The organism is Emticicia agri (assembly GCF_004168285.1).
GTDB classification, from domain to species: Bacteria; Bacteroidota; Bacteroidia; order Cytophagales; family Spirosomataceae; genus Emticicia; species Emticicia agri.
This window is the reverse complement of sequence record NZ_SEWF01000059.1, coordinates 1-20,686: the sequence shown is the minus strand read 5'-3', so window position 1 is coordinate 20,686 and position 20,686 is coordinate 1. Positions and strand designations below refer to the sequence as shown.

Here is a 20,686-nt window from a genome sequence, read left to right as displayed (position 1 = left end):
AGATGAATCAATTTTTAACTTCTTCTAATCCTTTGATAAATTTGCTTGTTCGGATGATGGAGAAAACCTCTTTCATCGTCTTATCTATATCATGATTTTGCTGGATATAAGAGTAGTTGACCAATAATCTTACCTGCTCCATATATAAATCTGTTTCTTGCTTATTTTCCAGTTTTTCATCAAATACATTGTGAAATAAGTTAGCTAAATGAGTAGGTTCTTGTCCAATTATCTTGATTAGTTCATGATTATCCCGAAGTTTATAGCCAACCGAATTGAGAAATGATTGATCATCAACCATTTTATTGATAATACTTTTAAAATGGGTTTGATAGAGAGGGTCTGATTTTTTAAGAACTAATTCGAATTCCGTACCACTATGCTTCAATAGTTTTAGTACTATTGCGTTACTACTATTTTTCTTGTTATAAATATCAATTTGTTCTTTTGCTTTAGACTTTCTCTCGTTTTCATTAAATTGAACATCGTCTAATAATTCGATAATTTCCGTAATGGCTTCAATTCCTTTATATTTAGGTAACTCTAAGATTTGTTTTACTTCATTAAATCTATATTTGTCTTCAGACAATAACTTTATCGCTTTTTCAAGATTTTTATCGCCTCCCTTAGCCGTATATAATAATTCATTCGCTTCTTCGATGGCTTCGCCTAAAGGGAATTTGTAATAGGTGAGAGAAATTCCGTAAGAGAGACTAGGGGTTATTTCTTCATTAATTTCAAGCCAATTCCGGTCGGCAAATAGTTCATCAATGGCGTCTATTAGATCAATGATATTTTCTTTACCATTGCTTATAGGAGCAAAAAATAATAAATCATCACCGCCTACATAAATAGGTACACCTCCATATTCTCTGATTCTGTCTTTTGCCAGCAGGCCCCAGTCCAGTAGTTTTTTTGAAAAATCGAATATTTTGCTGCCTGTTATTTTTTCGAGCGTTTTGCCAATTTTGTCTCCATCGGCTTTAACTACGCAGATGTATTTATGGTAGTTCTTAAAATCATCTTTCCTTTGTGAAAGTGCTTCAATAAATTTAGTGTCCCCTTTATCATCTTCACCATTTTTTGGCTCATCCCAAATTGTTGAATTTAATATTCTTTTATAATAAGGTTTACTCTGTAATTCACGCGTAGCTATTTCAGATAATGATTCAAATCTTATCTGTCCATTCGTATCTTTCTGATTATAATTTCTCTTGAGAAACTCATTCCTATTAATTTCTAATAAGAACTGGGTAAGCGGGTTTTTATTAATTTCAGTTACAAATTGAGGATTTAGCTCTAATGAATCCAGATATTGGGAAATAGTAAGAATAGGGTTTTTATCTTCTTCCACATCAAATTCATCCCAATCAATTCTAAGATATTTTTTCAAAAACAAGGAGATTTTTTCGCTTTCATCTGCATTTGCCTCATCAATTTCATCAGCTATATCTTCTATTACTGCATCGATAATATTCTGGAAGTTTTCGGTACCGAGTAATTCGCTTTTGAAAATAATTCTATCCGGAAATAGACCAACGCCAGTTTTAGATTCAAATAGTTGTAAGTCACCAATATTTGGTAAGATAAAATCATCTTTTTTCGCAACGATTGCAGCCTTATCTTTTTCAGAAATATTGCTGTATTTTTTTTATCCTCTTTCGAAGTTTCATTATCACTTTCCTTATTAAAATCTGGTAGGCAAGTACGAACGATAATACCTTTAGCAAGGTATGAAAACAAGAAACTGGCGGCCCAGACTTCTCTTGTTTGGCGGGCATTCCGGAATGTCTGGTAAATGGGGCCTATGGTAATGGCGTGGTATTTCATGGGTTGGGGTTATTAAATTCAGTTAAGGTTTCAAATATTTTTTCAATCTGTTTTAAATCATTATTTGATGTTGATTGGATAAAGTCGGGTAAGATACTGTCTTTATATACCCCATTTAGAAATCTAAAATATTTAGTGATACCAAATGCTGGAGGTGTTTTTAAAATGAGATTATTTTTTACTCTTTCTCCTCTTTTCTTCCATTCTATCCTGAAAGATTTATCCAGAAACCCTTTTTCAACGGGGTTCAGATAAATAAATACATCAAAGCTTTTGGTCTTCTCATTCCATCTGGGCTTAAATGTAATGGGTGATTTATACCTATCAATTTCATCTTCTGTATGATTTTTTTTCACTACTACATTGTCTGACTTCCAGTCAGATTCTGATGCCAGACCTAATAAATCCCTCGCTAGAAGATTATTGGGAGAGACTACCAAAGCGTTATCTTTATACGCTAATTTGATATTTTTTTTATCCCAGAAGTACGATTTACCAGCTTCAAAATAATCGTTTAGATAGAATACAAGCGGTGCCTTTATATAATTATTACTATCACGCCGCCCATCGCTATATCCTGACCTGGCTACTTTCCAAAAAAGCTCTATCTGTTTAAATACCTGCCAGTATCTTTCCAAAAGTAAAATTTTGTCATTATTCAAATCAGAGTCAGGGTATCTGAGCTTATAATCTTTAAATACATTTTGCTCTCTATAAGTAATCTCTGATTTAAATTTGAATTTATTTACACCAGGTGCGACCTGCTGATTAATTAGCCAAAAAGCGCCAAAGCCTTTTGATTGTCTTGTGCCAAAGTTCTTTCGTTCAATAAAACCTGTAAAATGGTTTTTTATGTGGTTCAACAGTTCTGTTTTAAATGAAAAAAAACTAACTTCTATTATCCCTTCAGCCATAGAGAATTGTTTTGTATTAGTTTCGCCCATATTCCCAAAAAAACAAGGAAATTGCTCAGGTCCTGCTAGTGTTTGCTTTCCTGTTTGCCTGTCAAATTTTATCTTAGGTCTTTCAATTGGGCTTTTCCATATTTCTGCCTTGCTGTAGTCAATATTTATTTTATAGTCCAATGCTATGTTACCGCCTTCAAACTTGGAAGGGTCTATAAGGAATTTTTTATAGGCATTAAAGTCATTTTTAAATGCTTTCGCCCATAAATATTTGTCTAAGGCAGGTCTCAATTCCTTAGCCCGTAAAGTAGCTCCATCTTGCTCATGTTGGAAATGAATGAGAGGGGTATGTTGTTTAAGATGAAACGTAATGGTAGTATTAGGTAAATTCATAACTATTTTGAGATTTAAAAAGATATAAGGCGATAGATAAATGGAAGCAGAATACAGAAAATGAAACTTAGAATAAAAAGCAAGGAAAATGCTAATAGTTTATTTTTTCTTTTTGTGTTAAAATTTGTCCATATCTGGTGGCCACAATAAAAAAGGATTAAGATTCCTATAGTTTCTAATATCCATGTAGAACTATAGAAATTCAAACCAAATTTTTCTATTTCAGTATTATCTTTTTCTACTTTATCAGTAATATTAATGTCTTTTATTAGACTAATAAAACTGATTATCAATGAAATAAAAGTGATAGGTAGACCTACATACGCAATCAAATCTAATTTTCTTGAGCGTGTTTTTTCTTCTATTAATCTTGTTTTCTCCTCCAGTAATAAAGCATAATCATGTAATTCATTCAGTTCCTTATCAAGAAACTCCACCTGTTCATTGATCCTCATGGTTTTTTGGATCATGTCGTATAGTTCGATTCCTTGCTCTTGGGGGGTAATCTCTCTGAAATCAATTTTGTTAATAAACCTGATATGGTATTCATATAAGCCTCGAATCATTTCATTTTTTTTGAATTCATCTTCTATGCTATTGATATACTGCACTTCATCAGAAAAACGTAAGACTGTTGCTCGCTGAACTAATGAGAGTTCCGCCATTTTTAAATACATGGTCTCATGTACAGAAAGCAAGTATTCAGGCCCAGTGTCGCTACAGAGCATAGTGAAAGAATATTTAGAGATACCATATAAAGTTCCATAGTCAGACCATCTTTTATAGGTACTTTTTTCTATTATTTCGTTTTTGAAAGAAATATTCTGGTGACTTTCGCCACCTTGATGGTCAATGAATGTGTACTTATACCAAAATTCTGAATTTTCATTAAATTGATTTGAATTTAACTCAGTCTTAGTTTTACTTCCTTTTTTCTTCTCGTCTACCGTATTATCATTGCTGTAACAATACCAGCAATGAACAAACATTCGATCATCTATTGATGGGGCAATCCAAATTCTGGCTTCAGAAGATTCATAACTCCATTCAGTTGTAAGCAATGCATTTTTATTTGAACTTTCAGCATTGTACGTAATAAGTTCAGTAATGGTTTTAGGAAGAAAAAAAGGCGCTTTTTCAAACTTCTCAAAATCCTTACAATTTTGAAAATCCTCTGTAATCAGCGTCTGATTACCAAAAGAAATTTTAAAATGTCTGGCTAAATCAACAAATTGAACCTCATTGGGCGACAGGTTTTTTCGGGCATCATAATAGGTGCCGGGTAATTGATAGCCTCCAACAAATATTCTTCTGCCGAATTGATTTATATTTAATATATCGTCAGGGCGATCATAAGTGTCATTTTCTAAATGATAAGAAAAAATACCTACTCCTGTTTCATAGATATTCAATTGAATTTTTCTGATTTTCAATTGATAGAGTGGAGTATCTTTTAACCCAGTATCGATTTCGAAGAATGAGTTTTCTTGAGGAAACTTAAAATCATAATGGCGAACTATACTTTTTAGTTTAAAATCTTTTTTGTCCTGATCGCCTCTATCGTAGATTACATCTCTGACAAAATCATAAAAGTAGTTATATTCATTATATGCTAGCTGCTGATCTATTACAAAATGTTTCCTTTGCCACCTCAAATTCTGATTTCTGTTTAAATTTTGAGCATCATTATTTAGCCCCAAAATCTTCTCAAAATCCTCTAAACTACACCTCTCTCCAAATGGTTTTATTGAGTTGAATAATATTTCCCATTTAAACGGAAAAAGGAATGCATGGTAGCTAAATGGTTGTATTTTATTTTCGTGAACAGAAGGGTTAGAAGGTGTCATTTGTTTTATTAATGAATGGCGTGATGATTTCAATTTCAGGAAAAAACTGTAATAATCATAGAAAATTATAGCTTATTTATTTTTCGGCTCTTTTTAGCCAAGAATTTAAGTCTTGTTACGCCGACCTTTTCGCTTGATGACTCAAATTTCTTTTTAGGGATTTATATATCAAATGGCTTTTTATTCCGTATAAATAGCTACTTACCAAAGTCAAACCGTAGTGTAATTTAGAGAGGTCTAAGTTTAGTTCTATAAGCTAAATATGCTTCTTTAGGATTTATTTTGATGATCCTTTTTATTAAATACAGTCAAACCTGAACAAGCCAGGCTGATCTGTATCCGGGCAATCACCATACAAAATATATAGTGCAGACTATACATTTTCTATATCGGCTCCGAAAAGCAGCAAAAGCATAAGTTCCTAAATTGCAGGGTAAAACGAATCACTCCATAGACTGGAATCTACGATCAACAGGTTAAAGGAGAAAAAAGCTGAAAATCAGTAGTTTAATTTAATGAATATTAATTTGTTTCAGAACAAACACTTAATACTATCATGATATACCTTGCGCAATTTCTTTCAAAATCTTTTGAGAAGAAGGATATTTTCTGCTATACTCTACGGGTCAACACAGGGAGGAACGTGATGGCACAGTTGAGTTTTCGTCAGGGCTTAGTTACATTATTCGGTGCAATGACATTCGGTCTTGCCTCATGTGATAAAGGCGACCCGATTAATCCATCAGGCGGTAATACTAATCCAGACCCTATTGCTAAAGTTGATACTGTTGACTCTATTCTACAGGTTTATCCAAATGCCAGCTCTGCTGTTATGGGTGAATCCATAACAAAAGACGGTAAAAGATATTTTGGTTTTAATGCACGTATCTCGGAAGACATAAATGATACAAAAGTTACCACCGGAGCCTCCGGTTACGATAACATGAAGTATAAAGTAAAATATTTCAGAGAGAACATGAAAAAAGGAACAAAATCCACTCCAGGTGGTGAATACTATATTGCGGCTGATAGCACCCAGAAGCCAATCATGTCCTATGAACCAGCAGACGGTAAGTACTTTAAAATTGTTCCTGTAACAGTGGGTAACCAAACCACTTACCATCGCATTAAACGTGCAGATGTTTTTGTCGAATCAAAAGATGGTCTTCGGATTATGGGTTCTACAATCGCCGATGATGCAGCTTTTAATGATCGTCTTGATAATGTAGCAAGCCAGCAAAGTGCAGAATTATCTGCTAAACTCAATGTGCTTGATTTAAATGCGACCTCTAAGTCTAAACTTGTTGTAATGAAGATTAATTAACATTTGCACATGGATTTGGTTTGGGAACAGGGTTAATCAACCAGTTTGATAGGGTGGTGCTGATTAACCCTCCTTCTGCCATATCATTAGCCCTGAGATTATTATAGACAGGCTTTTGTTCGTTTCCTAAATTGATATGGTTGGCGAAAATATATAAATCTCCTCCACCGGATCGGTATTTATCGACCGCAGCATCCATCATATCCCTGACGGAATTAAATGTTCCGCCTCCTAATGCCGGGCATCCTTCTGGCTTACTAAAATCCTGGGTCTCATCAAAAATGCCAAAAATCATGAGACGTTTTGCTTGTGAAGAAGCGAGTTCACACAATACTGTTGGGTCATTGAAGAGTGGAAGTGAAGTTGCAGGATTTAATCGTGTAATGGAATTATCAGGCGGTAACGGGTTATCAACTTTAGATAAATAAGCAGTCAATAAAGCCTCGTAACTTGACTCCAACAACTCAATATTTGGATTATCTGCATCTCGATCACAAAATCCGTTACATATGGATTGTTCTTGACCCAGAATAGGGTTGCATGATCCGCTTCCTGAACATATCAGATTGGGCAGAGATATAGGTGCGCCAGTATAAGTACCATTTTGTAAACCGCCCGTATCTACCCAAATCTCAATACCATTACTGTTTCCACCAGTCCCACAAGGATCACCAGCGTTATTGCAGGAGATAATCGGATCAGAAACAGAAGCCGGATTGCGTTTACGCATGGCATCTACCAAAAGTTCCGACCAAATCAGATCATTAGGTGCGGCATCCAGAGTCGCTGCTGAAATATCCGGCACAACATAGCCCCTCTCATCGGCTGTCTGCCAGATTTCCGGCCGACTGTCATTAGTAGACATTCTGCTCGTGTCCCAGGCATTAGACGAAGGCTTGCTCATGCTCCATTCCAGAGCCACCGGAATATTCATAGTGACATGGCGGACAATAGGAAGCCGATTATTGGGGTTCGACCCGGCAATGGCCGGACAAGCCACAGTTGTATTCAAATCCCTCTCACATTGAGCGGCGGCATATCCCACCCGGTAAATGGTTTGAGGGGTAGATACCACCTGACTAACTCCATCGACGACTTTTATCAACTGGCAACGTCTAGTCAGATAACGGGCTGTCAGTCTTCCATACCAGCCCTTCCCGCAATCTCGGTTTTCTGCCGGGTTGCCGATCAGTTCACCGATAGCGTTTAACTGCATAGGGGAATAAGGGTTGATAGTAAATCGTGGGGGTGGCATATCCTGATCACACTTGAGATAGGTTTTAGGTTCAGGATTATAGGGTTCTGCATCACAGGTATTGGAGCCATCCTTATTTTTCCGACAGAAGAAGGTATAATACCCCGGCCCGCTGCCTTCCAGTTCCTGCTTTAGACTGGAGACTTGCAGTTCGATTACATCATCGGCAGGTTTGGTAATGTCCTGGCTGGGATCACGACAATAGATACTAATCTCTTGTGAGGTCGCAGGGGGCAGGGTAGTTGATAAATCAGGCGTACATTCCCAGGATTTATTCAGTCTTTGTATTTCATTGGTTGCGTTGCCAATTGTGATAGTGCCTATTTCTCTGGTGGTTTCGTTATCGGCAAATTTAAGTTGACAGATTTGTTCCCGTTTGATTACTCCATCTGTTCCGGTGGGACAAGGTAGGGTTATATCCCTTTTGAAAGTCGGCTGTGTCGTTTTCTTTGGATCGGGCAAACCATCTAGGCCGTCAGGTGCAAGAAATCCTGCTACAAAGATGGGTGAACCCTCCACAATATCCTCTCCAACGGTACAGCCTAATGCTAACCCTTTCTTAGGTAACTGAACACTATTGGCGTTTTTCATGCCGACAGCATCATTGCCAAATTTAAGGGCTAAGGAAGTAGCCATTATATTTCCTTGTTGTTTGAGGCTGGCAACTCCCGCAGGTGTTTGGGTGAAGTAGGTAATTGCTCCGTATTTCCCACAGGAACTAACATGAATACCTGTAGGTGGAACAGGTTTAGGATTGTTCTGAACGGTATAATCTGTAGGTTTGTCAGAGAGGATTTTGCCATCATCAGATAAAGGTTTTTTGCGTTTCATTTGAGAAGCGACCAGATAGGCAGATAAATTTTGTGCAGAAGTAGCCAGGCTTCCGGCCATGTTTTCAATATGCGCCCGTTGATTAATAGCATTGTACCGGGCGGAAACATCGCCTTCATCCGGCAGACAGCCGCTTAGTAAAGCAACAGATAACAGGAAAGGGATTTTTCGCAAAAGCATGGAAAATGGCCTTAGGATCAGAGGTCAATCATAAGGATACTATAAAAAGCTATCAATTAGTTAAATGTGGCAGGCAACTTGCCTTTTATGTACAGGATTGTAAGATACCCGGGAAGCCTTTCTGGGCTTTAGGGTGTGGAAACCTTTTAAGTGGCGGTTTGTGATCGTCAACTCACTCCTCGATTTGTCGGGGAGGCCCAAATGTATGTTCAGCCCAGATGGGTAAAGATTTGGGCAGCCATCCACTTATGGCTTTCCAACTCCCTGACACCAATCGAGGGGGATTTAGATGAACATAGTGGCAACTGCCAAGTAAAACGAGAATAGATTTCAAATGCTCTCCCAAAAAATGATTTATTTCTATCAGAAGCAAATAGTCCACCCCAAATTTTTGCTGAATTATTCATGTGCCTCATTGAACTTTTAAACGCATTTCCGACCCTTGTTCTTGCACCTTCTTCAAAATTTCCTCTCATTGCGAATAAACCCTTAAAGAAGCCTGTAATCGTAGCGATAGCAATTCTTCCATCTGGATCAATATATGCCGTAGGATTATTTCTCTGTAAAAATATTTTTGGTTGTTTTTATCCTGTAATTTTGGATATATTTATCAACAAAAAGACCCCGACTAGTCGGGGCCTTTTTGTTATAGCTCTATTCCATTCTCATAATGCCAATGTTCAACTGATGCTGAAGTGAAACGCTGGATAAAACGAGATTCTTTTTGATAATCCTTTTTAGGCTCAAAATAGCCTTGCATTATTGACCAATCATAAACACTTATATTAATTGGTAATTTATGTAAGGAACCACTCAATGAATTTGATATTATCCAATCCTTGATATTATCTATATCTAAATAAATAGCCGAAGGCAATTTTGACTCTTCGCCTACAAAAACAAATACATATTCAAACATATTATTGACCACTTAAATAATTTTGATATTGTTGATATTTATTAATTTTGTTGCCAGCACTTCTAATAGCAGACTTATTATTTTCTACAACTTGCTTTTGGACTCCACTAAGCTCTGGGCTACCTTTTATAGGCTTTCCATTTGCCCCAATTTTGGTTTTTGCACCACCCCCACTTACATGCATATGTGCAGGGGCGTGATCTCCTGATTTATAATAATGTTCAACCGAAACTCCATTTTCAGAAACTATATTTTTTTTAGGCAATGAGGGTTCGGTAAATTTTCCAGTTTTTGATAATTTCGCTTCACCCTTAACGGCATCAATGGCATTATCAATGATTTTGATGTCTTTTTCAATTTTACCAGCCTTTGCCAAGTCGCCAGCATAAGGAAGTACTCCTAATCCGCTAATAATTGCATCGCCATAATTTCCACTTTTGGCTGATAAAACTGCATTGATACCATCTGCTATGCCAGTAGGGTCGAAAACACCAACAATGTCAAGTCCTGCTTGTAAAATGTCATTGCCTTCTAAAGTATAATTCCCGCCAAAATTTACCCCCAAACTACTTGCATCTACTTTTACATCAATGAGGTCTGTTTTTATGGTAACGCTCGAATTGTTTGCTCCTAAAAGTGTAATATCAACAGGTGCTGCACCGTCGGGGTCTATGAATCTAACTGGGTTGTTAAAGGCAAAACTGTACGGCGAATAAGATGGCATTTTCTCCGTCAGCGGGTCAATTTGTATAAATCTTCCTATTTGACTATCTGAAGGACGATACTTGAACAAATCCCAATTCAAACCAAAATCAAAAAGGCGTTCTTGTTGCTGGAAACGGAAATTATTACTACCACTCTGTCCTGTTTTTAACTCTAAACCCAACATATCGAAGTCGGCGGTTTGAGTAGTTATTAATTTCCCATTTTCATTTTTATAGTTTACTCGTAAATTGTTCCAAATATCTCTATATTCAAACTCAAAATCAAAAGAACTTCCATTTTTTACTATTCTCCCTTCTTGTTGTGAAAACTGATACAATAAATTATTTTTATAGATACCCTTTGATGTATAGTCCCATACTTCTTCTAACGAATTACTTCTTCTTAATAGCGTACCATTTCCATCATAAAAGAATTTAACCCAATCACCGTTAGCAAAATCAATTTGTTTTATTCGTTTCAGAAAGCTATCATAAGTAATTTGAGAAACATCTTTATTAGCATCTGATTTTAATGAGCCATCATTCCAGTAAGTATAATCACTATTACTTCCATTATCTCTAAAATCTCCTACATCTTCATTTCCATTGATTGCATCAGTCACTCCTAATAATGTGTTACCACTGTAAGTATAAGTTAAATTATCAATATCCCCAAAAGACCCATCATTCAGTCCTTTGCGCCGTAATGTTTTTATATTCCCGTTTTTATCATAGGTCAAATCAGCTAATGAATAGTTTTCGCCATTAATCCCTGCATAGGTGGCAGATTTAAGGCGAGATATAGGGTCATAAGTAAAAGTATAAGCTCTAAGTCCCACAGGAGTATTATTTTGCGCACTTTGCCAGGTTTGCTTACCTATATTGCCATCATAAAATCCGGCTGTCTCATAGTCTAATTTATAGCTAAACAAATCTCCTTGCGTTGCATCAGGTACAGGATTTCCGGAACCATCTAAATTGATACCTCTTAATCCGCCACGGATATGGTAGGCATAATCGATGGTTTGTAAGTTGATAATGTTGGTTCCATCGGCAGCATTGGGATCAATAGTAGCAGAATATTTGCCGATAGAAGCTCCATCAATTGTAGTCCCTTCATCCAAATTAATAGCTTTACGTGCTAAGTCGTTTACATTACTGGTAGGATTTGGAGGACGGTTGATATACTCAGCTGCGCCGCCTGCTATAAAATTACCATCAGGATAAATCTTCTTGGTTTTTAGCCTGCCTACTTCATCATATTCATATTTAGCTATGGTCTCGGTCGAAGACCCTATGCCCAGTTTATAAACTGTTTTTCTGCCTGCATGGTCATACTCCCATTGCTCCAGTTGTGTTGTACTGGCGTTGTTGACATCTCTTGATTCACTTCGTGTGGTTAGTGTCTCCCCGGCCTGATTATATTGAAAATCAACTCGCTCTACATGCCCATACAGATTATGGCTGAAAACCTGAATGGCTCTTGCTTTGCTATCATAATAAGAAACTGATGCCATCCAATTATTATTTTCTGAGTTACGGCTTCGGTTACCTGTAGCCATTCCACGGGCATCTGCGTATCTGGTATGGTAAGCATTGGCCGGAACAAATGCCATTTCAGAAGGCACCCAATCGTTATAAGTATCATAATACGTTACGTGTCTTATCTCATCCGTATTAAACACCTGAGGGTACGCATTAGAATAACTGTAGTAAATAGGGCCTCCGGTTACACGGCTTTCGTATCTGTCGTAATTCCAGTCATGAGCCTCTGTTTCAATTGCATTAAATGACCTTGTATCGGTTTTTTCCCCCCGTATGATTTCTCTGTTGAAGGCATCATACTTATAGAATGTCCATTTGTTTTGTTCACGCTGTAAAGCTGTTTGCGACCAGACCAGTCTATCCCATCTGTCATAAATCATATATTCTTCCTCAGCCGCAGGTACTTTCTTCCGGCGTAGCCTGCCTTTCTGGTCATACTCATAAAAAAACACCCATTTGTTCCATTCGTCAGAGTTCCTGGCTATACTACTGTTAAGTTCATATCCTTCCGGCTGAATCACCGCTGCCAACCTGTCAAAATCATCATATATATAGTAAGTAGTAATAAAGCTTGCGGGCGGCGTTCCGCTATTATCCTGTTGCTGCTTTTGAATCACTCTATCGGCCTTATCAGTATAGACAATAGTGGTATTGCCTTGTTCATCTATCAAACGTTTTTTGAAAATGGTATTCTCAGGATAAGCCCCTTGTTTAACAATGTTGCCCGAGGCATCCATCCGATACAAGCGCACATCTGCCCCGGCACTTTCGTAGAAAATCTGACTTTTCTTGTTATTGGTTTGCCAGGCTATTCCCGGCCCCATGCTTTCTTTTTCACGGTTTAATGGCGAACTCTCATAAAGCAAAACAGAAGAGAAAGGTTTGGCATCGGCATAAAAGCTCAGACCCAAAGCAGCAACATTGGTTTGGTAGCTACCTGTGCCATCTGTAAAAGGAGTTGGCAGGTACTTCTGAACAACCCGGCTATAAGCATCATATTGGGTAGATTCCGTGATGATGTCCTTCAAGGTAGGGCTTTGTTTGTAGCCAACTGTTTGTAAAGGGCGTCCCAAGCCATCAAAATAGCTGATTGATATAAGTGCTTTAGTGGCATCACTGGCATCAGCTATGTTTGTAGTAGGAATACGTAATTTACTGTAGGTAACAGCATTTTTGTCCGGACTTAATGTCTGACCGTTCGCAAATATAGTTAAACCCAGATATAAACAGCAAGATAAAGCTACCTGTAGGGTTCTTTTGTATGTATATAAATAAGTGAAATATTTCATTGTAAAATTGGGTTTGCTTGAAAATTTCCAAACGCTTTTATTAAATAATCAGAGGCTTTAGAAAGCCACACCATTGACAGTAATATTACTGAAGGTAGTTGTATTGGTTACGGAGGTATTATTGTATCTGCTTGTAAAACCAATCAGGAAATTACTGCCCAGGTCGTTATCAGTAGCATCATCCCAGACAACCTCCTGCCAATTTAGAATATTGGTCGTATTCTTCACATAGGCTCTAATGGTGTTGCCAATTTTCTCTAATTTTAACCAGGTATTATTTAAGGGGGTCACATTACTGCCATCTGGTGCAAAACCTACAAACTGAACCTCATTATTATTCTGTCCGGATCTTCTTTTCTGCTTCCCAACTTTTCCATTTCCATCAATGATAAACTCTACAAAATCTGCATTAGTATTGGCACTACTTCTAAAAATGAGCCCCGACCTCATCCCATCAACATTGGCTATATCATCTATTTTAGCTATGAGTGTTACATCTCCGCTCATAGGTTTGTAAACCCAATGGAAATTGTCATTGGCACCACCCATCGCACCTGTACCTCGAAGCGTAAGGGTTGAGCCGTCCCACTTCGTACAACCAGCTACGGGAGGCGCACCGACATCTGAACTAAGCCATGAATTAGGCAATGAAGGAATACTTAAAGTATTGGAATTAGCACTGGTGCATCCTGAAACTGTACAGGTTGCCCAATAACTTGTAACGGTATTTGTACTTACAGTTATACTCGATCCTGTTTGACCGTTATTCCAGTTAACCGTACCACTACATGCCGTGGCAGTCAAAGTAACTGAACATGGGTTTGCTGTGAATGTTGAGGAAATCGTAGGAGCAGGTGTAGAACAACCATTGGCATACTGATACCCCACTTTGTCTATAATTTCATTTTCATGATTAGTGCTATAAGATAGTCGTCCAAGCGCATCATAATTATAGCTGGTTAGTAAACCATTCGATGAAGTAATCGTTTTGACTCCGTTGGGTATTTCATAAGTGTAAATCTGAGCAAGTGTATTGGAAATCCCGAAAACAGGGTTCAACTGACTTTGTATCTGGGCAGGCGTTAGCGTATTAGAATTACGAAGATTATCAACGACTGATGGAGTCAATGCAGACTGAACTGTACTGAAGTTTGCGTTTCTGATTTCGGCAATCGGATAGCCTGAGCCATATCCCCATAGATAGGTACGAACGTTAGTACTTCCTTGCGGTTCATACACTTCAGAGAGATTTCCTTTAGAGTCAAATGTATAAAAAACATCAGCCTGTGGCGGATAATGAGGGTCTTTCTGGAAAGTTGCCGGATTAGCATTAATTACACTGGAGTGGACAAATGAATTAAGTTCTAGAGGGGATTCAAGTTCAAGTCCGTATTTAGCAAAAGGTTTATAATAGGTTCCATGATAGTAAGTTAAACTTCCACCTATTACTTTTTGAGAATTATCAATATACTTACGAATATTTACTTGCTCAACAGGAGTGATAATATTAGCATTTTTAGCATTTCTGATACCTTCACTGGCTGCATCTGCACTACCAAGACTGACTGTATAATCAGCCGTATATTTGATTTTTGTTATCAAAGAATCACCCCAGCTACTTGGCTGACTACTTCTGGTCATTTGAAAATGATTAGGGCTGCCGTATTCATAATGTTCAGTACTTACCGCACAATTATTTCCGTTTTCATCGCAAATCGTAGTCGTTTTGCTGCGTAATTCGCTACGTCCTGTGGTAAAACCATAAAAATTATAAAATGGATAGACGTTAGAGGAAGGATTAATATATATTTCCGCCCTCATGGCAGGAATAATTATTTTCTTAGAACTTATTAAATAGTTATAGCTAACTTTTTTCAGAACTTTATTATTCTGATTCACTATTTCTTCTAAAGCCAATGTTCCCTGAAGGTAGTTCTCTCTTAGCGGGTTCGGAGGATAATTAGTGATACGAAGAACGCCAAAATCATCATAAGAGTTAGGATACATATTATTATCATGCACATTCATGTTGTAGGTATATAGAGCATATCCGTTGGTATTTGCAGTACCATTTGATTCCAGAACTTTCACTTCTCTATAGCCAAAATGATTTCCCTGGGTCGATTGCAGAGGCAGTAATGAAGTTGATGATAAAAAATTAAGCGGACAAGTGGGATTAGGAAAACAGGGTGTCGGGGCTGGTGGGCAATTGGCTCCTACTGGTGGCGTACCAAGAATGGCAGCAGTATAAAAATAGGTGGGTCTGCTGAATAAAATTCCTGATGATAAATAATCGAACTGCTTTTTAGCAATGAATGCTCCATTATTATCAAAATTGTTAATGGCTGCAATCCGTAAACCACCAATAAAATTTGAACCTGATTGATGTACGCCATAGTCAAAGGTAGTATAGCCTTTGGTAGGGTAGGTTATTTTGGTTAGAGCCCCAAATCCAACATAGTTGCTGTTGGTTGTTCGATTACTTATCCACATGCCAGGTACATAATTGCTTGGAACACCATTGATTCCATCATTATTGAATACATGGAGTAAAGAGTTATTACGTGTACCACCAAATTCATTGCCATTATAATATCCCCAATGGTCCCGGCTGTAACAAAGCCTGCGTGGGAAAGGTATTGAAGTATTGTATTCAAACTCATAAGGAGGCATCTGGGTGGTTCCATCCCAGGATTTTTCTTGTAGCGATAGCAGTTTCAGACGTTTTGTATCTGCTTGGAAGAAAGAGCTATGATAAGAAGGCTTCCAGTGGTTATCAAGATTGCCTTGTGAGGCATAAAAATAGTTATAGGAGAATATGAATTGTCTGAATCCATTCAGAGGATTACCATTTGTACCATTTGTTATCAGAATTCTATCCAATGCCTTTGCTTCTGAAAGCGATGGGTTATATTCTCCACTCACATATTCACCTACATCTTGCCGAAGGGTGGTTGCCTGAAATACTATCTGTATATTATTTTCAGAGGTGTAGATATTACTCAGTCGAACACCATCAAATTTATTAAGGGTATAGGAAGTTGGGAATGTCGTTCCGCTTTGGGAGGTGAATTTTTCCTGAGTTAAATCAAAATAGGCAGACTTTTCTGATTGGTAGGCCAGCATAATGCTTGATTGGCTATCAGCAGATTCAATTTTTGTGAGATACCAGGAAGTAGTAACAGGATAAGTAGCCCCAGAGCTTGTTTTTTCCACGGCATCTATACCCTGATTAAAGTTATTAACTCCGTGAGTACCTCCGAAATAATATTTTGTTCCGTTTGGAATGGTCAATATAAATTGATTGAATGTTCCTTTTTCTGCGCTATTGCCCCCATCTGGCGTATAAACGACAGATACTTTTACATCTTGCTCCGGAAAAAAGTGAGCAACTCTCAGGGTATCAAACATAAACTTTCCTGAATAGCCTCCAATATTGAAATAAAATAAATCCGGTTCAGTATCAATTTTGCCATTCAGGGCATCATCCCAGTTTTGATCAAACGGATTAGGAGTTCCGCCATTGGGATTGCAATTCGTTGGAGATGATTGATAATCAGGTGGACGTGGAATGCCGTATTTTTTTGTAGTACTGAATTGACCATTGTGCACTAATGGATAAAGGGTTGGAGAAAAGTAATTACGGGCATAGTATCCAATGCTATAAGGCGCACCAAAACCTTCATCAGGCGAGCCTTGGACAGTTCGGGTAATTACTCCACCTGCATTGAGTGACCAACCAAGCCCTACCCATGAGGCCACATCTCCGACTTTGTTGCCTGACCCATGATAGGAGAGACTTAAATCCAGACTCACATCTTTGGATTTAACCGTGTAAATTGGGATACTTTGGTTAGTCAAACCAGTATGATAGTTTACCGGAATTTCTCCATATCTGGCAAAATTGGCTGCTGTAGGAGAAGGAGGCAGAACTTTGATGTTTTCCTGTGGGCTTAGCGATTGGGTAATTGGTAATTGAGGCTGGACTATCCCAGTAAATAGAGCAGGAGAACTTATACATGTATCCGTTTGACAAGTAGCATAAAGGCTAAAAGATGCTCCGTTGCTAAGTTTTGGGATGGTATAATTGATAATGCTTCCCATCTCTATTGGTTTAACATCACCAGTAGGCTTTTCGGAATACCACAAAACGAACCCACTGCAACCATTTGCCTGGAAAGATACAGTAGTGCCTGCCCTAAATGTATTACTTAATGGAGTAATTGTAGGTTCAGAACAAGGGGTTTGACAAAAACAGAGTGTAGATAATAAAAAAAATGGGAATAGTAATAATTTTTTCATTTGTGAATTAATCGTATGGTTCAACTTTTTTAAAGCAAAATCAATTAAAAAATAAGTCAGTGGTATGTTTAGATTATGGTCAAAATTCCAAATAGCCTTCTCTTGCCATTTAGTCAGAAATTTAGACGATAAAAAGGATGTAGGACAAGTTGTTGTGCGACTTGTCTAATTTTATTTGTGAATAATTTTCTATTTATCGCCGGTGTTGCCCATACCTGCATAAAGACTTACTGGAACATCACCATATTCTGCACAAGAAGGTGCATCAGGATTGAGTGTAACAAGGTTCGTGATGGACTGATAAATAGGGTTTGGATTGAAATTGTAAGTAAATGGAGGATTTTCAGTCGTAGGTGATTTATCCTGTGAAAAAGCCTGAAATGCGCTCAAAAGAAATAAAAATAGTGGCATGCCGTCCAGCAATTTTTTCATAAGTAGAGTGGTGGTTTTTTTAGACACTGTGAAAAGTTTTTAAAATTAAGAAAATCTGAGCAAGTAAAAAAGAATTATTTATTTTTTGGATACTTTTTAGTCGATTGAAACGGATATAGATTTAGCATTTAATGTATATTTATATGAATAACTTTTCTCAGTTTTAGTCGTCAAAAGTTATATTTGGTAAACAAGATAAACGGTTTAATTTTTACTACTTTTGTTTGTCAGTATAGATTTAGTATAGTCAAACTATATATTTTATTATGAATATGCACACAGGAGCAAAAATCAGAGGGATTAGATTATTAAAAAATCTATCACAGGAAAATATGGCTGAAATGTTGGATATGAGTATCTTGGCCTATGGCAATATTGAGAGAGGAAAGACCAATGTTTCGGAAGAAAGACTTCAACAAATTGCAGATAAATTAGGGGTTTCCACAGATGATATTTTAGGCTTTAGCGATAAGGTCAATAATTTTTTTGACCACTGTAATGGGAATTTTGTAAATACTGGTGGCTCACCGACAAATAATTATAATCTTGCAAAAGAAGAGCTTGAAGTAGAAAAGTTGAAATTGGAGATAGAAAAGCTCAAACTTGAAAAAGAAAAAGCTGAATTGGAAGCTAAATATTGGCGAGAAAAAAGCGATAAATTATAGAGCCAAAAATAGTAGCAAAGCTCCTCAAATGGTTCTTTGTAAGGGCAGACCGGGCTATTATTTAGGCTCATTTGACTTTTCTTTTGGCTTCTTGCTCAATACCTTGTCCAAAGCATCATCTGTCTGCTCATGTGTAAAGTTAGATTGATAACCCATCGTCGTTAGAATACTTTCATGCCGATACAATTTTTGCAGAAGTTGAATTGAGATAGTATCACCAGCCATTTGAGCAAATGAATGACGAGAAATGTGCATCGTAAGTTTTTTGGTTATTTCAGCTTTTGGAGCAACATTCAAATTCAGACATTTATCAATGGCACTTGTCTTGAAAGCAATGGTACGTTTTGTTATGAACTGATCGCTTAGATCAACGCCTTTTAATTCAGGAAATACTAAATCACCTTTGTTTTCTTTGAAGACTTCATATTGTTTAAGGATAGCCAAGGCTTTATCAGGAACTTTGAGTGAATCAGCTTTCTGATTTTTGCCCATACCGTAATATAATCGGTCATTCTGAAAGTCCGACCAGCGGAGACGTAAAACATCACTGATCCGCATTCCTGCAAAATAATAAGAGAATAACCAGAGGTTTCTTACATGATTCTCCCGGTCGTTTAATTCAATTGTTTCTAATCTTTCGATTTCTTCTTCATTTAAGCCGATCTTGGAGGATTCAGGAAACTTGATTTTTACTTTGCCTTTTCCAAAAGGGGAATGTTTTTTATCAACAACACCTTCTTTTACTGCAAAACTAAAGACAGAACGGATGACCGATAAGTGATTAACCGCACTACGCTCTGACAGTTTGAGCTGGGTAATGACGTAGCTTTTAAATCGCTCTAAAAGTGGTATGCTAATATCGGGGAAAGCAATATCATTTTTGATAAATTCTTTAAAGTGCTTAATGCGTGGCTTGTTAGCCGTATATTCATTATACTTCCCGGCTTCTTTCAATCTTTGAAGATAAAGATCAGATTGCCCAAAGAAAGTGGCACTTGCAGTTGGTTTGATTTTTTGCCTGACAGATTGAGGGGAAACTGTATTTCTATTTGCTTCAATTTCTAAGGCATGCTCATTTGCTTCTGCTAACTTTTTAAGTAGAAAGTTATTCAGACGTACAGAATTAGGATGTGTTTTTTTTACACGTTGTTTGTCTGCATCCCAATCTTCTTTTTTTAGCCTATAATCTAAATAGATAAAAGAAGATTTTCTATCTTTGGTGATGCGAATAGCAAGAGGGTACTTCCCATCTTTCTTTTTCTCTGCTCGTAAAACAATTGCGACTGTTACCATTTTACTACAACAATACTACAACAAATTGAGGTTTAACATGGTACCTGGTGTAGTGATTTGACGATAAATGTAGGCAAAAATAGTGATTTTAGTACATATTTCATCATATCAATACAGAATCATAAGGACTGAAAATCCTTGTGTCGGCGGTTCGATTCCGTCCATTACCACCAGAGAATCAGGCAGTTAGAACCTAGGTTTTAACTGCCTTTTTTGTTGGGTACAACATTTTTGAAAATGGAAATTTTCGTGGATCAAGTCTAAAACCTGTGGGGTAGGTATAGTCTAAGCATAGATTTGCGTAAGTCTGTATAAAAAGAAAGGGATATTCTTCACCCCTCTGAATTGGCTTCTGAATGCTTTGATTTTAGCATTAAAAGATTCAGCAGAAGCATTAGTACTTCTATTCTCAAATAAGTTTACAATCGTTTTATAATGGTTCTGAATTGACCTGGCTACTGTATTGAACGATTTAAAACCAGCCTGTCTTACTTTCTCGTGCCATTTAGCCAGTCTTGTTAGGCCATATAGCTTATCATTGGTATTCTCAAAGATATGAGAAAGACTCATGGTTAAGTCATAGGCTTGCTTAATGTCAGGGTACAGGTCGAATAATAAAGTAGCTCTTTGCTTTTGGTTTTCAGTCCAGTCTTTCTCTTTTTTGTAAAGGACATATCTGCTTCTGGCTAGTAGCTGTTTGATAGTATCTCCATTGGAGAGTACTATGGGGACATATTCTGTATCGGTTTTCTTAGCCAATTCAATAGCATCATTTTCAGCATCCAGTGCTTCCCATCTGTGTTTGATTCTGATTTCCTGTAAAGCCTCTGTGGCTAGTTTTTGTACATGAAAACGGTCTGTAACTCTGGTAGCATTTGGGAAAGTTCTTTTGGCAATTAATTCCATATTAGCAGCCATATCTAAGGTAATCTCTCTGACTTTCTTGCGAAGATTGACATGAATTTTCTGTAA

At 37.3% G+C, this 20,686-nt stretch carries 15 protein-coding genes; 3 read left to right on the top strand and 12 right to left on the bottom strand.

The window, feature by feature from the left end:
• Window positions 1-7 precede the first annotated feature (7 nt).
• From cas10 to EWM59_RS24120, 4 genes are all read right to left on the bottom strand, one after another.
• Window positions 8-1,393: a type III-B CRISPR-associated protein Cas10/Cmr2 gene (gene cas10, locus EWM59_RS24135; protein WP_165372285.1), complete on the bottom strand. Its 1,386-nt coding sequence runs from the start codon at window positions 1,391-1,393 to the stop codon at window positions 8-10.
• 65 nt (window positions 1,394-1,458) lie between these two features.
• Complete coding sequence (locus EWM59_RS24130) at window positions 1,459-1,830, bottom strand: type III-B CRISPR-associated protein Cas10/Cmr2 (RefSeq protein WP_130023814.1); 372 nt, start codon at window positions 1,828-1,830, stop codon at window positions 1,459-1,461.
• Window positions 1,827-3,128 (bottom strand): hypothetical protein, encoded by a 1,302-nt coding sequence (locus EWM59_RS24125; RefSeq protein WP_130023813.1) that lies wholly within the window; start codon window positions 3,126-3,128, stop codon window positions 1,827-1,829. Before EWM59_RS24125 ends, EWM59_RS24130 begins: the two co-directional genes overlap by 4 nt.
• A gap of 14 nt (window positions 3,129-3,142) precedes the next feature.
• Window positions 3,143-4,975: a hypothetical protein gene (locus EWM59_RS24120; protein WP_130023812.1), complete on the bottom strand. Its 1,833-nt coding sequence runs from the start codon at window positions 4,973-4,975 to the stop codon at window positions 3,143-3,145.
• A 556-nt stretch (window positions 4,976-5,531) separates the two neighbouring features.
• Between EWM59_RS24120 and EWM59_RS24115 the strand changes: the two genes are divergently transcribed.
• Window positions 5,532-6,299 carry a hypothetical protein gene (locus EWM59_RS24115; protein ID WP_130023811.1) on the top strand — a complete coding sequence of 256 codons (768 nt, stop codon included), beginning with the start codon at window positions 5,532-5,534 and terminating at the stop codon, window positions 6,297-6,299.
• Here EWM59_RS24115 and EWM59_RS24110 read toward each other — a convergent pair.
• From EWM59_RS24110 to EWM59_RS24090, 5 genes are all read right to left on the bottom strand, one after another.
• Window positions 6,292-8,565, bottom strand: a complete 2,274-nt coding sequence (locus tag EWM59_RS24110) for a hypothetical protein (RefSeq protein ID WP_130023810.1) — start codon at window positions 8,563-8,565, stop codon at window positions 6,292-6,294. The genes EWM59_RS24115 and EWM59_RS24110 overlap by 8 nt on opposite strands.
• A 209-nt stretch (window positions 8,566-8,774) precedes the next feature.
• A complete protein-coding gene (locus EWM59_RS24105) occupies window positions 8,775-9,041 on the bottom strand; it encodes a hypothetical protein (protein WP_165372284.1) in 267 nt (88 codons plus the stop codon).
• A gap of 170 nt (window positions 9,042-9,211) precedes the next feature.
• Window positions 9,212-9,484, bottom strand: a complete 273-nt coding sequence (locus EWM59_RS24100) for a DUF7710 domain-containing protein (protein WP_130023808.1) — start codon at window positions 9,482-9,484, stop codon at window positions 9,212-9,214.
• A 1-nt stretch (window position 9,485) separates the two neighbouring features.
• A complete protein-coding gene (locus EWM59_RS24095) occupies window positions 9,486-13,022 on the bottom strand; it encodes a DUF6443 domain-containing protein (protein WP_130023807.1) in 3,537 nt (1,178 codons plus the stop codon).
• Window positions 13,023-13,079: 57 nt separating this feature from the next.
• The gene (locus EWM59_RS24090) at window positions 13,080-17,126 is read right to left on the bottom strand and encodes a hypothetical protein (protein ID WP_130023806.1); all 4,047 of its coding nucleotides are present in this window, start codon (window positions 17,124-17,126) and stop codon (window positions 13,080-13,082) included.
• Between EWM59_RS24090 and EWM59_RS27830 the strand changes: the two genes are divergently transcribed.
• Window positions 17,116-17,271 (top strand): hypothetical protein, encoded by a 156-nt coding sequence (locus tag EWM59_RS27830; RefSeq protein WP_165372283.1) that lies wholly within the window; start codon window positions 17,116-17,118, stop codon window positions 17,269-17,271. The two genes, EWM59_RS24090 and EWM59_RS27830, sit on opposite strands and share 11 nt — an antisense overlap.
• Before the next feature lie 242 nt (window positions 17,272-17,513).
• On the opposite strand, the gene EWM59_RS24085 is transcribed toward EWM59_RS27830, so the two are convergent.
• Entirely contained in the window at window positions 17,514-17,756 is a 243-nt protein-coding gene (locus tag EWM59_RS24085) for a hypothetical protein (protein WP_130023805.1), read from the bottom strand.
• Window positions 17,757-18,022: 266 nt separating this feature from the next.
• Here EWM59_RS24085 and EWM59_RS24080 point away from each other — a divergent pair, with 266 nt between their 5' ends.
• Window positions 18,023-18,421, top strand: coding sequence for a helix-turn-helix domain-containing protein (locus tag EWM59_RS24080; RefSeq protein WP_130023804.1), 399 nt, complete (start codon window positions 18,023-18,025; stop codon window positions 18,419-18,421).
• A gap of 57 nt (window positions 18,422-18,478) precedes the next feature.
• Here the strand turns inward: EWM59_RS24080 and EWM59_RS24075 are convergent, their stop codons facing one another.
• Together EWM59_RS24075 and EWM59_RS24070 are read right to left on the bottom strand one after the other, a co-directional pair.
• Window positions 18,479-19,714 carry a site-specific integrase gene (locus EWM59_RS24075; protein ID WP_130023803.1) on the bottom strand — a complete coding sequence of 412 codons (1,236 nt, stop codon included), beginning with the start codon at window positions 19,712-19,714 and terminating at the stop codon, window positions 18,479-18,481.
• 285 nt (window positions 19,715-19,999) lie between these two features.
• Window positions 20,000-20,686: ISAon1 family transposase (locus EWM59_RS24070; protein WP_130023802.1), on the bottom strand; the 687-nt coding region annotated here is incomplete at its 5' end.

Coding starts and splice junctions, on each gene's coding strand:
- EWM59_RS24130 (WP_130023814.1), bottom strand. CDS start 1,830: ATGAAATACCACGCCATTACCATAGGCCCCATTTACCAGACATTCCGG.
- EWM59_RS24125 (WP_130023813.1), bottom strand. CDS start 3,128: ATGAATTTACCTAATACTACCATTACGTTTCATCTTAAACAACATACC.
- EWM59_RS24120 (WP_130023812.1), bottom strand. CDS start 4,975: ATGACACCTTCTAACCCTTCTGTTCACGAAAATAAAATACAACCATTT.
- EWM59_RS24115 (WP_130023811.1), top strand. CDS start 5,532: ATGATATACCTTGCGCAATTTCTTTCAAAATCTTTTGAGAAGAAGGAT.
- EWM59_RS24110 (WP_130023810.1), bottom strand. CDS start 8,565: ATGCTTTTGCGAAAAATCCCTTTCCTGTTATCTGTTGCTTTACTAAGC.
- EWM59_RS24105 (WP_165372284.1), bottom strand. CDS start 9,041: ATGAGAGGAAATTTTGAAGAAGGTGCAAGAACAAGGGTCGGAAATGCG.
- EWM59_RS24100 (WP_130023808.1), bottom strand. CDS start 9,484: ATGTTTGAATATGTATTTGTTTTTGTAGGCGAAGAGTCAAAATTGCCT.
- EWM59_RS24095 (WP_130023807.1), bottom strand. CDS start 13,022: ATGAAATATTTCACTTATTTATATACATACAAAAGAACCCTACAGGTA.
- EWM59_RS27830 (WP_165372283.1), top strand. CDS start 17,116: ATGCTTCCCATCTCTATTGGTTTAACATCACCAGTAGGCTTTTCGGAA.
- EWM59_RS24090 (WP_130023806.1), bottom strand. CDS start 17,126: ATGGGAAGCATTATCAATTATACCATCCCAAAACTTAGCAACGGAGCA.
- EWM59_RS24085 (WP_130023805.1), bottom strand. CDS start 17,756: ATGAAAAAATTGCTGGACGGCATGCCACTATTTTTATTTCTTTTGAGC.
- EWM59_RS24080 (WP_130023804.1), top strand. CDS start 18,023: ATGAATATGCACACAGGAGCAAAAATCAGAGGGATTAGATTATTAAAA.
- EWM59_RS24075 (WP_130023803.1), bottom strand. CDS start 19,714: ATGGTAACAGTCGCAATTGTTTTACGAGCAGAGAAAAAGAAAGATGGG.